This window comes from Colwellia sp. 6M3 (genome assembly GCF_014077595.1).
Taxonomy (GTDB): Bacteria; Pseudomonadota; Gammaproteobacteria; order Enterobacterales; family Alteromonadaceae; genus Cognaticolwellia.
Genome location: NZ_JACGWF010000010.1, coordinates 1 through 14,401, shown reverse-complemented (window position 1 = coordinate 14,401; position 14,401 = coordinate 1). Strand labels below are relative to the sequence as shown.

Sequence of the window (14,401 nt, the reverse complement as noted above, 5' to 3'; positions counted from 1 at the left end):
CTTTTTAATAGTGCTTTATAATAAACTTCATCCTCTTCAGTCTCAACACAAGTATTTTATTATGTCGGATTCTCAAATTTTGCCCAGCACCTTATATATTGTTGCTACACCTATAGGTAACTTAGGTGATCTTAGTCAACGGGCGAAAGATATACTCGAACAGGTCGATATTATTGCCTGTGAAGACACTCGGCATACTCAACGTTTGTTATCGGCATTTGCGATTAAAAATAAAACCATGTCGATGCATGATCATAACGAGCGTCAGCGCCAAGAACAAATTGCGGCACTATTAAAAGAAGGTAAAAGCGTAGCACTTGTGTCAGATGCTGGTACACCTTTGATTAGTGACCCGGGCTTTCATTTAGTGCGTCATTGTCGCCAACAAGGGTTAAGTGTTTCACCTATTCCCGGCGCTTGTGCGGCTATAGCGGCGCTTTCTGTTGCAGGCTTACCAACTGACAGATTTACTTTTGAAGGTTTTTTACCGTCAAAAACAGGTGCACGACAATCAACATTGAATGCATTAGCTAATGAAACTCGAACCATGGTTTTTTATGATGCCCCACGCCGTGCTATTGATACGGTTGAAGATATAGTAAAAACGCTTGGCGGTGAACGTTATGTTGTTATGGCGCGAGAATTAACTAAAACATTTGAAACTATTCATTCAGACACCGCTGATAATTTATTAACGTTTTTGCAAAGCGATCCTAATCAGCTAAAAGGTGAAATGGTACTGATAATTGAAGGTAAAAAGATCGATCCAACTGATATACCTGCCCATGTTGTCGCAACGTTGAAGTTATTATTAACAGAAATGAAACCTAAAAGGGCTTGTGCAATAGCAGCGGAAATTCATGGTGTGAAGAAAAACGCCCTTTATGAGTATGCCCTTGCGATGAAGAGTGAAGAGTAGAGTTTACGCTAGAACTACCGGCTTTATTGTATAATGACTAATCTCTTCACCTGTATTTTTTATTGCAATAAAGCTTGCTCTACTTTTAAGTCTTTGTAGGTAAGCTTGTGTTTGAGGCTGATATTGCGTGGCAAGCCCGAGTAACTCCCCTAAATAAAGTGCATAGCCTACACTGATATCGGCCACGGTAAATTTATTATCTACCAAAAAATCATTATTTTCTAAATGAGCGTTTAACCGTTTTAACCGCGCTAAATACCAAATGGCATAATCTTTCACCACCTGTGGCTGTTGACGTTCAGGTTGTTCAAATTGGCTATAACGCAAAACTAATGTTTGTGGAAATGTCAGGGTAGCATCACTGCTAAATAGCCAGTTAAGATAAGAACCGTATTCGGGGTGCGCAGCTGATAGGGTAAAATCAGTTTGTTGATAACGCTCTGCAAGGTATAACAACATTGCACTTGATTCTGTCAGTGTAGTATCACCATCTTTTAGAAAAGGTACGGTGCCTAGCGGGTTAGTCTCTAAATATTCTTTGTCTAAAAACCGTGGTGGAAAGGATAATAAGTGAAGCTTATATTCAAGCTGCATTTCTTCCAAAGCCCATAAAACTCGTAGTGAACGAGTATTGTGACAATGCCAAAGTTCGATCATAAATAAAGCCTAATCATTTTTTTGAAAAATACTATAGCAGCCAAGTACTCATAACGATATTAAATTTAGACCTTAGCAAAAATATGGGGTAGAATGCGCGCCGAGTTGACGAGACAATCGCTGCTTTATCGTTGTGCCGCTTATTTTAATAAGAGGTAGACAGATAGGGGGGAGGAAAGTCCGGGCTCCAATGAGCAGGGTGCCAGGTAACGCCTGGGGGGCGTGAGCCCACGACAAGTGCAGCAGAGAGAAGACCGCCGATGGTTGTTCTTAGGAACTTCACAGGTAAGGCTGAAAGGGTGCGGTAAGAGCGCACCGGATTGCTGGTAACAGTAATTGCAAGGTAAACTCCACCCGGAGCAAGACCAAATAGGGTTTCATGACTACGTTAGCGCAAGTTAGCATAGTATAAGCGTGGCTCGCGTGGAAACCGGGTAGGTTGCTTGAGCCTTAGAGCGATTTAAGGCCTAGACGAATGATTGTCACTTTTCTTCGGAAGAGATACAAAACCCGGCTTATGCGTCAATCTCACCAATTTTACATTAAGCCTCGATAGCAATATCGAGGCTTTTTTGTGCCTAAATTATGTATAACTGTTCGCTGTTGAAACATCTCATTGCTGGCTTAGATAAATATAAAATAGATATTTTATCGCTTGATACCCTTGAGTGCTTTTTAGCGTTACGCAAAGTTAACCACCCTTTATCGTGTATTTTACGTTAGCGGCTAGGTTGTACTCTTACCAAAATAGCTGCAGCCATAATGTTTGTTATTAATAATTTTAACTTGATCAGATTGAGTGATTTATAAATGACTTTTAATATAACTTTCTTTTTAATAATAGTTACTTAATGGTGAAATTTATATCAATTAAATAGCTTGTTTTTAGGCGTACTTACTTACATTTATCGCCTAATTGAGTTAACTTATTCTTATCGAACTTACCTTTTAGCCATTGTTTATTCGCGTTGTTATATTTTGGGGAGAGTACCTTTTCTCTGTAATATTTGAATACCGAGCAAATGTTGATAAAGTGATTTTAAAAAATAACGGCGTAAACAATCAGACTCTAGCCATTTATCAACCCAGTATTTGTATTTTTAATGGCTGATTGTTTATGTATTTAAGTTTTTGTACCTGAGTTTTTAATTAACATATTGGAGTGAAAATACATTGAGTGATGAAGTTTTTTCAGGGAATGTTTACATTCTTATCCCTGCGTATCTCAATAAAAATGCTGCCTTTAAACAGCCTTTAGCCTGTGAACCTCACCATAAAGCTTTTATTGACGATCTCGCCGATAAATATAACGATGAAATATCAAGTGACGTACATAAATCACTGATTAGATCTTATTTAGGTACATTTCCGCTTGAGTGCTTTGATGATTTGGAAAGCCATTTTGAACAAAAGTGTCATCAAAATGCAGAATTGTTTTTATCACTTCATCGTAAAACTGGCCTAGCTGTTATTACCATTAGGCTTTTTGAAAAGGAATTACCCGCCTCGCAATTACTAGATAGGTTATCAAAAGGAAGCCTGTTATTTACCAACGACTGTGGTGAAGGTGTCAGCATAGAAAGCTTGGTTGCTCAATGGGGCGTTTCAGTTGTAACAACGTCAGCAAAAGCTTGTTTATCAACGAGACAAGAAATACCTCAAGACGTTTTACCTTATTACTTTGCTAATGAAACATACGCGTCTAAAAACATGTCGGCGCAAATTACCTCGAAAGAGTTTAAGCATCAAATGTCTACCAATGTGGCGCAATACGATAGTAGTGATATTTTTGTCGGAAAAAATAGCGTTATTCGCATAGATAGACGAAATAGTGAACACGAATATCCAGCATTAGCGTCAGATGGAACATTTTTGTTTGTACTTGAAGCGCTACTATATAAAGAGGCTGCAGTTGTTCGTACAAATAAACAAGTACTCATTGCGATAGAGCAAAATGATTTACTCGCATTAGAAGTGCTAAATAAATTAACCTCAGAGTTTTCTTCGACTATTCCATTTTGGGATATTAAGATTTTTAATTATCTTACTGCACAACAACTCGCTAATAACCTTGATGAGAGGTTTGGGGTTAACCAGCATTTTGAGTTATATGAAAAAAACCAACAATTATTGCAATACCGTATAAATTTAAAAGAAGGTATTGAGCAAGAAAAGAAAAATAACATATTGTATATAATTGCGGTGATTTTATTTATTTTTGAATTAGCACCGCATTGCTATTTACTGTTTACCAGGATACTAAACGGTAAATGGTTTAGCTCAGTTGAATTTTTATCTTTAATTGGTGCAGGCATTTCTACTGCCTTACTTGCTGGCCTTTTAGTGTTATTTATCAGTTATAAACAGAAGAAAAAAAATGCAAAAATATGACTTAGCAGCTATTTTTGAATCCAGTAAAAAATTCCAAGAAAAAGTATTCACCAATCAAGAGAAGAAAGCTTTACAAGCATACTTAACGGCTAAACCTGTGTTCAAAAATAAGAGAATGTTACAGCTGCTAACAGTTGATTCTCAGGGTAATGAGTTGACATGGATCGAATGGATTAATTGGTACTATCAAGGTGTAAGCTTGAGCGATTTTCCAACATGGTTGGAAGCGGCGAAAAATGAGCTAAGTATTAATGATGTCGATTTTGCTAGTTATACGGATTTGATTGATCTTGGTTGGGAAGTAAAAGATGTTGTAAAATCTTCAATCGATATTTCAGCCCAAGGCATTGGCAATTACATACCGAATGACAATGAGTTAGACCATTGGGTTAGGCTTCGTAGTAAAAATGCAGATCTTTTTACCGCTGTTTTGTTAGCGGGTGAACTTGTTGGGCAATTTGGTTTTATTAAATTAACAGCAACAGAATATCAGCAAATGTCTTGCGGTGAGTTGGTTGAAGATAGTATCGAAGGTCTGTCTGAAATAACCGACCAAGATATATTTTTGTATATACCTAGTGTGGTTATAAAACCGTCATTACAAAAAAAATCAATATTGATGAACATGCTCAAACATCTCTTCGAACAACTCAATAATAGTGCTATCAGAGCGCAGGTAAAGGGAGTTATTGCGCTTGCTTATACACCAGAGGGAGCAAAGTTATGTCAACAATTTAACCTTACTCCCAAGCCATCTAAAATAAAAGATCAACAAATTTATAATGGCACTATGGACGCTTTGCAACAGTCAAAATTATTTCAAAAAGTTTGCGGGACAATAGGATAAATTTTACATTTTCTATTGAATTAACAGCGGATATTATCTTATATTTAATTGCACATAAGTTAACTAAACTTGGGTTTATTAACACCTGAGTGAATCAATATCAAGGGTGGTTTAATGGCTAATGTATTAATTGTTGGTAAAAGAGGTCGATGTTATCGTGCGGCATTAAGAATGGGTCATACCGTGTTTTTATGGAGCGATGGGCCTTTGCACGAAAGCCGGAAAGAAAAGTTGGCTGGTTGGATTGAAACTCCGTTTAAAAGTTGCGAAAAACAGCTTTTAACTACTGACATAGAAGCTATTGAAGAATTTAATATCGAGTTCGTTATTGCCGCTACAGAATCAAGCGTAGACATTGCGGCTATGATCCGTAAGCAATTTAAACTCACCGGCACTCCACTAAAAACTACCAACTTGTTACATAATAAAAATGAAATGAAGTTGGAAGCGCTCAAACACAATATACCTATTACAAAGTTTCATCTAATAAGTGATCAAGATACCCCTGAAATATTAGCAGCTAAGTTAGGACTTCCACTTGTTGTTAAGCCTGTAGCAGAGTCGGGTGCAAGGGGCGTTATGGTGCTGAACAACCTCGATGAAATCAAGTTGCATGCAAAACCGGGGTTATTAGCTGAAGCTTTTGTTGATGGGACAGAAGTAAGTGTGGAAACGTTTATTCATAATGGCGTACCTATCTTTCACAATATTACTGAATATCTTCATCAGTGGAAAAAATCTATCGTTCCCGCGGCCTTTGAAGCAGAGTTATTAGAAAATATTATAAATATTAATGATCGTGTTATCGCTGGCTTTGGCGTTAAAAATGGTATGACACATGCCGAATTTTACCTGACAAAAAATGGCCCTGTATTCGGCGAAATGGCCGTTCGACCGCCAGGTGGTTATTACATGGAGTTAATTGAGTATGCTTATGGGTTCAACCCTTGGAAAACTTATGTAGAACTTGAAACAGCAGCCACGCCAAAACCCTTACCCGTAAAGGCGAAGAAATTTTCTTGTGTGTTTATGATCCACCCAGGCGCAGGTATTGTTGATGAGGTGTCAGGCATAGCATTACTTAAGGAACTTAAAGAAGTTAAGCAATTTAAATGTAAAGTTGAGCCTGGTACTTTGGTTGGTGAACGAGACAGCACGAGTAGCGAAGTCGGCCACGTACTCATGTCGGCAGATACAAGAGAAGCCTTGCTTGAAAAATTAAAGATTGTTGAAAATAACCTAGTGATTAAAATGAAGCAGTAGAGGTAAATTTAAATACTTTTACTTTTACTTTTACTGAAGACTTATGTCATTTGTTAGTACTGACTTAAGTATTAATGGAGTGTGCGCAACTGCTTGTCCCACTTGCTATATTGCCAATTTGAGATACTTCCACTGGCTTCACAGCAATCGCAATGCCAATTAATCATGTTAGGTGCTAAGCAACTGGCTTTAATGCTACCTTCACAATCAAGATTTTTTGCTCGAGTACTACATTTCAAATCTACCTCAACGGTTGGTTGCTCAATATGTTTGGTAACGCAAAGCACGATGTTAGTAATAAAATAGAACACTGTTTTTGCTTGATCAGTTAATGCTATTTCGTTGCCCTGATCGTCTAGGAATTGTTTTAAATCTACTTTTAATGCCATTTTTTTTAATTGGTAAATGTTGATGCTCCTAACATATAGCACTTACCGTTTAAGGTATATAAATTCTGATGTTATATGCCTAAACCAGTAAGGTAAGTGATTGTTGCTTAAATAAATATTTACTCGCTTAGCTTGATTGAAATTAGCTTTACATAAACAAGGTACAAACCCCTTAGGTTATGCATGAAATATATACAGCTCGAAACTTAAGTTATACTCCAATGTGCCGATACTTTAGATACGTTTTGAAAATAGAAGGTTAATTTTATGAGCTCACCCATTAAGCCTAATGATACTTACAGTCAAGATGTTAGATCATTAACAAAAGCGTCAGAAAATTCTGATAGTAAGCCTGTGGGGCAACAAGTATCTGAACTTGCACAAGAGAAAAAAATTAACCCAACGCAAGACTCTATTTTTGTTAGTAGCAAAAAGCAGCTTAATGCAGCAATTATAGAATCTTCACTGAAGTACAATACAACCGTTGGCGATCAACCGCTGTCATTGGTATTAAAAACGGCGTTACAAGGAATAAACGAAGCGCTTAAAGCATCAGGGGTTGAAAAAAATGTTGAAGAGGCTTATGAGTCAGGCGTCGACTTTAGCCCAGAAGCAACGGCAGAGCGTATTGTATCTTTTAGTACTCAATTTTTAGGTGCTTACCGAGAACAAAATCCACAAATGAGTCAGGAGGAGTCGCTAACTGCTTTTGTTGACATTATTAGTGGCGGCATTGACCAAGGTTTTGGTGAAGCGAAAGATATTCTTGGCGGTTTAAAAGTATTAGAGGGTGATGTTACTGATAATATTGATAAAACTTATGCGTTAGTACAATCAGGATTACAGGCTTTTGTCGATGCGCTAAGTGATACTGATGAGCAACAATCTGAACTATAAAATCGAAACTAATATTTAAATTAAAACAATATATAAATTAAAACAATATTATTGCTGAGCTAACATCACTAGCGCAGCAATATATAACGAATAACATTCTTCTTATAATGCTTAAGGAAAATTATTTCGGGTAGTCTTCAAAGTTCTCTGCTTGCTTACCTTCTTCGAACCAACAAGGTCGTTCTGCCCAGAAAATATTTGCTGAAGGCTTAATGCCAGGATCACCGGTAACATAACCTGCAGGGACTATTAAAAAAGCACCATCGCGGCTGATATAAGGAACCTGAGAACCGCATTCACTACAAAAGCAATTGCTGAAACGTTGCGCTTGGGGTAAGTCAAAACGCTTAATTAACGCTTGCCCAGAGTGCCACTGTATTTTATCCGGTGTAGTGAACATCAATGCAGCAAAGGCTGAACCAGTTTTTTTCTGACACCTATCACAGTAGCACTGATAAAATTTATTAAAAGGCCCTTCTACGGTACTGGAAACTTTACCGCATAAACAACTGCCATTGATTTTATTATTTATCATTTAATTAACTCTCTAATGTTAAAATTGCCTGCACAAATTCTAATACTTAACGACGAAAAGCATAATACTATGCACCGTTATGTAAATACTTTACTGAACTTTCTACTGGTTAGAAGGCTAACATTCGCTTTTGATAAATCAAACTTATTTAGTGCTTTGTAAAGCTAAATTTATAATAAATCTTTGCCACCAACTATCTTTGAATATTGATGTCGAATTTAAAGTTTAAGATCCAATATTAGCTAATTTACGTATCTACATCTGGATAATGTATTTAGGTTGTTAGTCATTAATTTTACGGTATTTAATTTTTACTATCGCTAACATTAGCGTTTGAGTGCAAAGCACTTTTTATATGTTAGTTTAAGTGTCAAAATGCCAACTGTTGTTCAATGCACTAGAAATGGCTGTAGCTATTTAGACTTAAAAACCAATTTAAACCTAGTACGCCATATAAAAAACATGAGGATATTTATGTTAATTAACACCATCACTAAAGCTTTAAAAGCTGTTGTTATTCCTTTGCTGTTGGGCTTTCCAATTGCTGTAATCGCTTACCGAATGGAGTTATGGCCAATGGGAGTGTCTTTTCAAATTATTAAATATACCGGTTATATCAGTATCGCGGTATTAGCATTGTCGATATTGATTGGGCTTTTTACTCTCTTTAAGAAACAATACCCGTTGGCAAAACGTTGTGCCTTTATCGCGATACTATCTGCTATACCTGTTATAGGTTTGTCGATGCAAGCTTCTAAAGCAAAATCACTACCTTTTATACATCAAGTGAGTACTGATACGGTTAATCTACCTGAATTCGACGCCATTATTGCGCTGCGTGGTGAAAGCAGCAATCCGTTGGCTTATGATCGAGAAAAACTTGAGCCGCTGCAACTTGCTGCATATCCAAAATTAAAGCCAATTATCAGTCAATTAGATAAAGAACAAGCGTTTGCTAAGGCCCTTAACGTTGCCTCAAGTTTAGGCTGGGATGTGGTCGCTAAAAATGAGCAACAAGGACTTATTGAAGCGGTTGATACCTCGGCACTATGGGCATTTAAAGATGATATTGCTATTCGTGTTCAAGCGGTAGGGGCAAGTAGTAAAATAGATTTGCGTTCAATTTCTCGTATTGGCGGTTCGGATCTTGGTGCTAATGCTGCTCGAGTGGAAAAGTTTATTACGGCTTTTGCTAACAAGTAACTAAAATACCATCACTGATTGTTATAGTTAGAGCTATAGTTAGAGTTTCAGTCAGAACTAAAGTGTGTAGTAAAATAAACACTAAAAAAGGGCATCATTTGATGCCCTTTTTATTTAACATTTATTAGTACTTAAACGTTAATCTTCTTCAACCAAAGTCATTAATGACGTGTTACCACCAGAGGCTGTAGTATCAATGCTGACGGTTTTTTCAGTTAACAAACGCTGAATTAAGCTATCAAAGTATTCAGAGCTGATGACCGGTAAAATTGCACCTTTACGTTCCGCTAATTTTTCGCTGATGTAATGTTTACGATCACAGTTACTGTCAACCACCACACCGGCTAACGCAGGATGCGATAACATAGTTGATAAATGACGTAAACGAGCTACTTGGAATACGCCTTCTTCTGCACCAGTAGAAAGAAACTTATCTCTAAAAGCGATGGCTTCATCGTAATACAAATCTGATACAACACTGATCACGGTATTACCCGTTGCTAGCGCCGTTACAATTGAAAGCACCCAGAAGTGAAAGCTTACGGTTGCATCAGCAAAACATATAATATTACCGCGGTTTTCTAAATACAAAATATTAGATTCACCTGTTGGTCCCGGTAAAAATGTTGGCTTTTTCATGCGTTTTTCAATATCAATTAACTGTGAACGCGCTGATGTTAGCGTGCGATTTAAATCTTCCGCTAAATCATCAACAATACCTACATGAGCAATTTTTGCTAAGAGTTGACGTACACAAGAAATACGATTATTGAGTTCTGTTAAGCGCCATGCTTTTTCTGCCGCATTGGCTATATCCATAAACAATACGGATTCAGCATCTGATTGACTATCACCGTCTAAGGCTTCAACTTGTGCAGGCAGTAAGTTAAATTGCTCAGCATCAGGAGTCGCTTTTTCTATAACTAAACGGGTTAAGTAGTTTGGTCCACCGGCTTTTGGTCCAGTACCTGAAAGGCCACGGCCACCAAAGGGTTGCACACCAACAATAGCGCCAATCATGTTGCGGTTAATGTATACATTACCTGCGCGAGACAGTTTAGCTAGCTCAAACGCACGATGCTCAATACGAGTATGAATACCCATGGTTAAGCCAAAACCAGTACCATTAATTTTATCAACAACAGCTTCTATGTCATTGCCTTTAAAACGAACAACATGTACACATGGACCGAAAACTTCTTTCTTTAATACACTAATATCGTCAATTTCATATAGACGAGGCGCAAAAAAGAAATGTTCGTTTTCAGCGAGGTTGTTAGTAATTTCTTCACCAAGGGTGCACTGGTAGAGCAATTTGCCATTAGCTTTCATGTAATCGCTATGGGCATTAAGCGCAGAAAGTGCTTTTTGGTCGATAACTGGACCAATGTCGGTACTTAAAAATTCTGGGTTACCAACATGTAACTCAGCTAAAGCGCCTTTAAGCATAGTAATCACATCATCTGCGATATCTTCTTGCAAGAATAATACACGTAAGGCTGAGCAACGTTGACCTGCTGATTGAAAGCCAGAAGAAATAACATCGTCTACTACTTGCTCAGGCAAAGCGGTAGAGTCAACTATCATACAGTTTTGACCGCCGGTTTCAGCAATGAGTGGCACTTGATCGCCGCCTCTATCTGCTAAGGTTTGTGAAATAATGGTGCCGGTTTCCGTTGAGCCAGTAAACATAACAGTTTGAATGCGCGCATCAGGAATAATTACGTTACCTACTTCACTACCACGAGCAATTACCGCTTGCACTACACCTGCTGGCAAGCCAACGGACATCATTAATTCAATGGTACGCAAGGCAATTAAACTGGTTTGCTCAGCAGGTTTTGCTAATACCGTATTACCAGTCGCAATAGCAGCAGCCACTTGGCCTAAAAATATCGCTAATGGGAAATTCCATGGGCTAATACAAAGTACTACACCACGTGCTTCTAAACGTTCATCTGCAGCAACTTCAATTGCTTGTTCGGCATAATAACGACAGAAGTCGACAGCTTCACGTACTTCATCAATACCGTCTTGAGCAACTTTACCGGCTTCTTTTATACATAAGGCGATAAGTTCGTCAGTATGGCGCTCAAGAATATCGGCAACACGGCATAATAGTGCTGCACGCTCGGTAACTGGCGTTTGTGACCATGAAGCAAAAGCAGTTTGCGCCGTATCAATCATCGCAAGCATGTCATCTTTGCTGTGGTGATGATGAAAACCAATAATTTCTTGATGGTTTGCAGGGTTCATCACAGCGACAGCGCCTTCAGGAAGGTCACTACTATTAATTTCGTTCGCTTCAAACCAGTTATCTAATGATAACTTTAACGGGGTGATCACATTAATATCGGTTAAATCTAAGCCTTTAGAATTATCGCGACCCAAGCCTTTTTTATCATGATATAAGGCAATAGGTCTGATAATTTGATGATTATATTTATCTTTTAAACGTTGAGTTTTTTCAACTGGATCTTCCAGTAATGACTCAACAGGCTGAGACTCATCAACAATGGCGTTAACAAAAGAAGAGTTAGCGCCATTTTCTAATAAACGACGAACCAAGTATGCGAGTAAGTCTTCATGGTGACCAACAGGAGCATAAATACGGCACTGAATACTTTCAAGAGATACAATTTGGTCGTATAACGAATCGCCCATACCGTGTAAACATTGAAACTCAAAACCTTCTTTATCATCACCCGCTAATTCTACAATAGTGGCTGCAGTGTAGGCGTTATGAGTGGCAAACTGTGGGTAAATTGTATCTCTATATTCTAATAACTTATTTGCACACGCGTGGTATGAAACGTCAGTAGAAGATTTACGCGTGAATACAGGGAAATTTTTGAGGCCATCTTTTTGGGCATTTTTAATCTCGGTATCCCAGTAGGCACCTTTAACCAAACGTACCATCATTTTACGATTAACACGCAAGGTTAATTCACGTAACCAATCGACCACGAAAATGGCACGTTTTTGATACGCTTGCAAAGCTATGCCAAAACCATCCCAGCCGGCTAATTCGTCATCACTAAATACCGCTTCAATCACATCAAGCGAAATATCTAAACGTTCAGACTCTTCTGCATCAACCGTTAAACCAATGTTGTAACTTTTTGCTTGTAAGCAAAGCGCTTTAAGCTTTGGCACAACTTCTGCCATAACACGTGCTTGGTGAGTAAATTCGTAGCGCGGATGAATCGCAGAAAGTTTCACCGAAATACCTGGTACGCGACGTGGATCATTTTTACCTGAAGCACGAGCAACTTTACCAATGGTTTCTATCGCATCTTGATACGCTTTTAAGTAACGTTCTGCATCGGCCATTGTACGTGCGCCTTCACCAAGCATATCGTAAGAATATACATAGCCTTTTTGTTCTTTTTCTGCAGCACGCTCTGTAGCGGCAACAATGGTTTCACCCATCACGAACTGTTTGCCCATAACTTTCATGGCATAGTTCATTGATTTACGAATAACTGGCTCACCTAAACGTCCGATGGTTTTTTTCAATAAACCAAAGCTGTCTTGCTTACGTTTATCGGCATAATTCACCATCGCGCCAGTGATTAATAAACCCCATGAAGAAGCGTTAACGAATAATGATTCGCTGCTGCCTAAATGTGAGCTCCATTGGCCTTGAGAAATTTTGTCACGAATAAGCGCATCTTGAGTATGTTTGTCTGGCACGCGCAGCAAAGCTTCGGCTAAACACATTAATACTACGCCTTCTTCACTGGATAATGAATACTCATTTAATAAGGCATCTATTGCGCCGTTACCTGACTGGTCATTACGTATTTTAAGCACCATTTTACGTGCTCTTTCCCAAGCACGACTTCGGGCACTTACATTTACTTCAGCAAGGGGCAAAATATGATCTACCGCTGTATTTTCATCAATTCGATAAAAATCACGAATTTTTTGACGAGTAGGGCAATCTGAGATAAACGAACCATTAAAAAGCATATGCTTTTCCTCAAAATGACTAACGAATAACTTGGTAATCGTTAGCGATAGTTACAATAGAAATAATGCGAGCATTCTAATGAAAACTGAACCGTATGTGCTAGTTAAATTTTACTTTTAAACCATTTTAAATAGTGCGGAATATTGATATTGCCATATAACATACTTTCAGCCATTACTTATGGATATTTCGTCATTCGACTTAACTTAAATAATATTGAGCCGCACCATTAACTATATGTGGCCTGATACTGATATCGGCCACAATGAAAGGCTAGGTATAGCTTAGTAAAGGAAGGGGGTGATGTGAAAATTTTAATAAATGATAGAGCTTAAAATTATCCCACTTAAAATTATCCCAATAAGAGGGGGGATTTCTATCATATGTTGAATGAATTTTTACTTTGTGAAAGTGGTGGGTAGTTGTTTTATAAAAAAGTGCACTTTAAAATAATTTATCATCATTTTCTACAAGACCAAGACCAAGACCAAGACCAAGACCAAGACCAAGATCAATGCGCATTAGCTTAATCAGCGAAAGTAAGGTCGAATTTTTACTAGCAGTCTGTTGTAATGTAACTGATTGAGGGCGAGTCCCCTGGAGCTAGCGCAGGATCATAAAGAATATAACAACCGCTTGCTAGAACGGCAGTTTGATTAACATACTGTCCTGAGCGGCCACCTAATGAAGCGGTAGTTAACCAAAAACGTGTATCACCGTAGGTTGTAGACCACGTCCACTCAGTTACAAAGTTACTGGCCATTATTTTTGAAATACCATTACCTCTACTCGCACTTGGGTAACCATAAGATACCTCAACGTCATCGACACCATCGCCATTAAGATCGATAGTCGTTTTTTGTTGATCCTGTACTCCAGCGATTAATGATTTTGTATAAACTGATTTAGCACCTGATAAAACGGCGCCTCCCATCGATTTTAAAACAGCCACATTAGCCTCTGAGCTAATATTAATTAATTTTGGAGCGGCTGTAGCGGCTAGAATCCCGATAATAATAATGACAACGACTAGTTCAATTAATGTAAAGCCAGATTGGTTTATGCGTTTATTTTGGTGATTAAACATACTTTGTGCTTATAAAGTTAATAATTAATGAAAATTATTAACTAATTTGAGATATTTCGAGCAAATTACCATAAAATACAGGGTATTGAAAATATAAAATTTCAATTGAATTTTTTGAATATCTTATAATTCAGCGCTGTAAGTTTTAATATAATACGATTAAAACTATCATTTGGTTGTGACTTTAATCGGGTATATAAATATATATTGAACTTCAATTTTAATGCTTTATTATTA

The 14,401-nt window shown here is 37.8% G+C and carries 11 protein-coding genes and 1 other RNA gene; 7 read left to right on the top strand and 5 right to left on the bottom strand.

Translation table 11 applies throughout. The annotated features are described in order from the left end of the window. Window positions 1-61: 61 nt before the first annotated feature. Window positions 62-919, top strand: coding sequence for a 16S rRNA (cytidine(1402)-2'-O)-methyltransferase (gene rsmI, locus H4J50_RS03910; protein ID WP_182254564.1), 858 nt, complete (start codon window positions 62-64; stop codon window positions 917-919). Window positions 920-922: 3 nt separating this feature from the next. Here rsmI and H4J50_RS03905 read toward each other — a convergent pair whose 3' ends face one another. Continuing rightward, window positions 923-1,576: a glutathione S-transferase family protein gene (locus tag H4J50_RS03905; RefSeq protein WP_220466092.1), complete on the bottom strand. Its 654-nt coding sequence runs from the start codon at window positions 1,574-1,576 to the stop codon at window positions 923-925. A 101-nt stretch (window positions 1,577-1,677) separates the two neighbouring features. On the opposite strand from H4J50_RS03905, the gene rnpB reads away from it, so the two are divergent. From rnpB to H4J50_RS03885, 4 genes are all read left to right on the top strand, one after another. Next, an RNA gene (rnpB, locus tag H4J50_RS03900) (RNase P RNA component class A) lies at window positions 1,678-2,111 on the top strand. Between the two features lie 638 nt (window positions 2,112-2,749). Beyond that, entirely contained in the window at window positions 2,750-3,967 is a 1,218-nt protein-coding gene (locus H4J50_RS03895; protein WP_182254562.1) for a hypothetical protein, read from the top strand. After that, window positions 3,954-4,814 (top strand): hypothetical protein, encoded by an 861-nt coding sequence (locus H4J50_RS03890; RefSeq protein ID WP_182254560.1) that lies wholly within the window; start codon window positions 3,954-3,956, stop codon window positions 4,812-4,814. Before H4J50_RS03895 ends, H4J50_RS03890 begins: the two co-directional genes overlap by 14 nt. A gap of 114 nt (window positions 4,815-4,928) precedes the next feature. Beyond that, on the top strand, window positions 4,929-6,077 hold the full coding sequence (locus tag H4J50_RS03885) for an ATP-grasp domain-containing protein (RefSeq protein ID WP_182254558.1): 1,149 nt from the start codon (window positions 4,929-4,931) through the stop codon (window positions 6,075-6,077). Between the two features lie 71 nt (window positions 6,078-6,148). Here the strand turns inward: H4J50_RS03885 and H4J50_RS03880 are convergent, their stop codons facing one another. Then, window positions 6,149-6,466 (bottom strand): hypothetical protein, encoded by a 318-nt coding sequence (locus tag H4J50_RS03880; protein ID WP_182254556.1) that lies wholly within the window; start codon window positions 6,464-6,466, stop codon window positions 6,149-6,151. A gap of 267 nt (window positions 6,467-6,733) precedes the next feature. Here H4J50_RS03880 and H4J50_RS03875 point away from each other — a divergent pair, with 267 nt between their 5' ends. Then, window positions 6,734-7,363: a DUF5610 domain-containing protein gene (locus tag H4J50_RS03875; protein ID WP_182254555.1), complete on the top strand. Its 630-nt coding sequence runs from the start codon at window positions 6,734-6,736 to the stop codon at window positions 7,361-7,363. A 121-nt stretch (window positions 7,364-7,484) separates the two neighbouring features. Here the strand turns inward: H4J50_RS03875 and H4J50_RS03870 are convergent, their stop codons facing one another. Further along, window positions 7,485-7,898 carry a GFA family protein gene (locus tag H4J50_RS03870; protein WP_220466091.1) on the bottom strand — a complete coding sequence of 138 codons (414 nt, stop codon included), beginning with the start codon at window positions 7,896-7,898 and terminating at the stop codon, window positions 7,485-7,487. 474 nt (window positions 7,899-8,372) lie between these two features. Between H4J50_RS03870 and H4J50_RS03865 the strand changes: the two genes are divergently transcribed. Further along, entirely contained in the window at window positions 8,373-9,101 is a 729-nt protein-coding gene (locus tag H4J50_RS03865) for a DUF1499 domain-containing protein (RefSeq protein WP_182254554.1), read from the top strand. A 138-nt stretch (window positions 9,102-9,239) separates the two neighbouring features. Here the strand turns inward: H4J50_RS03865 and putA are convergent, their stop codons facing one another. Next, a complete protein-coding gene (putA, locus tag H4J50_RS03860; RefSeq protein WP_182254553.1) occupies window positions 9,240-13,076 on the bottom strand; it encodes a bifunctional proline dehydrogenase/L-glutamate gamma-semialdehyde dehydrogenase PutA in 3,837 nt (1,278 codons plus the stop codon). Between the two features lie 557 nt (window positions 13,077-13,633). Next, the gene (locus H4J50_RS19825; protein WP_182254552.1) at window positions 13,634-14,164 is read right to left on the bottom strand and encodes a prepilin-type N-terminal cleavage/methylation domain-containing protein; all 531 of its coding nucleotides are present in this window, start codon (window positions 14,162-14,164) and stop codon (window positions 13,634-13,636) included. Between the last annotated feature and the right edge of the window lie 237 nt (window positions 14,165-14,401).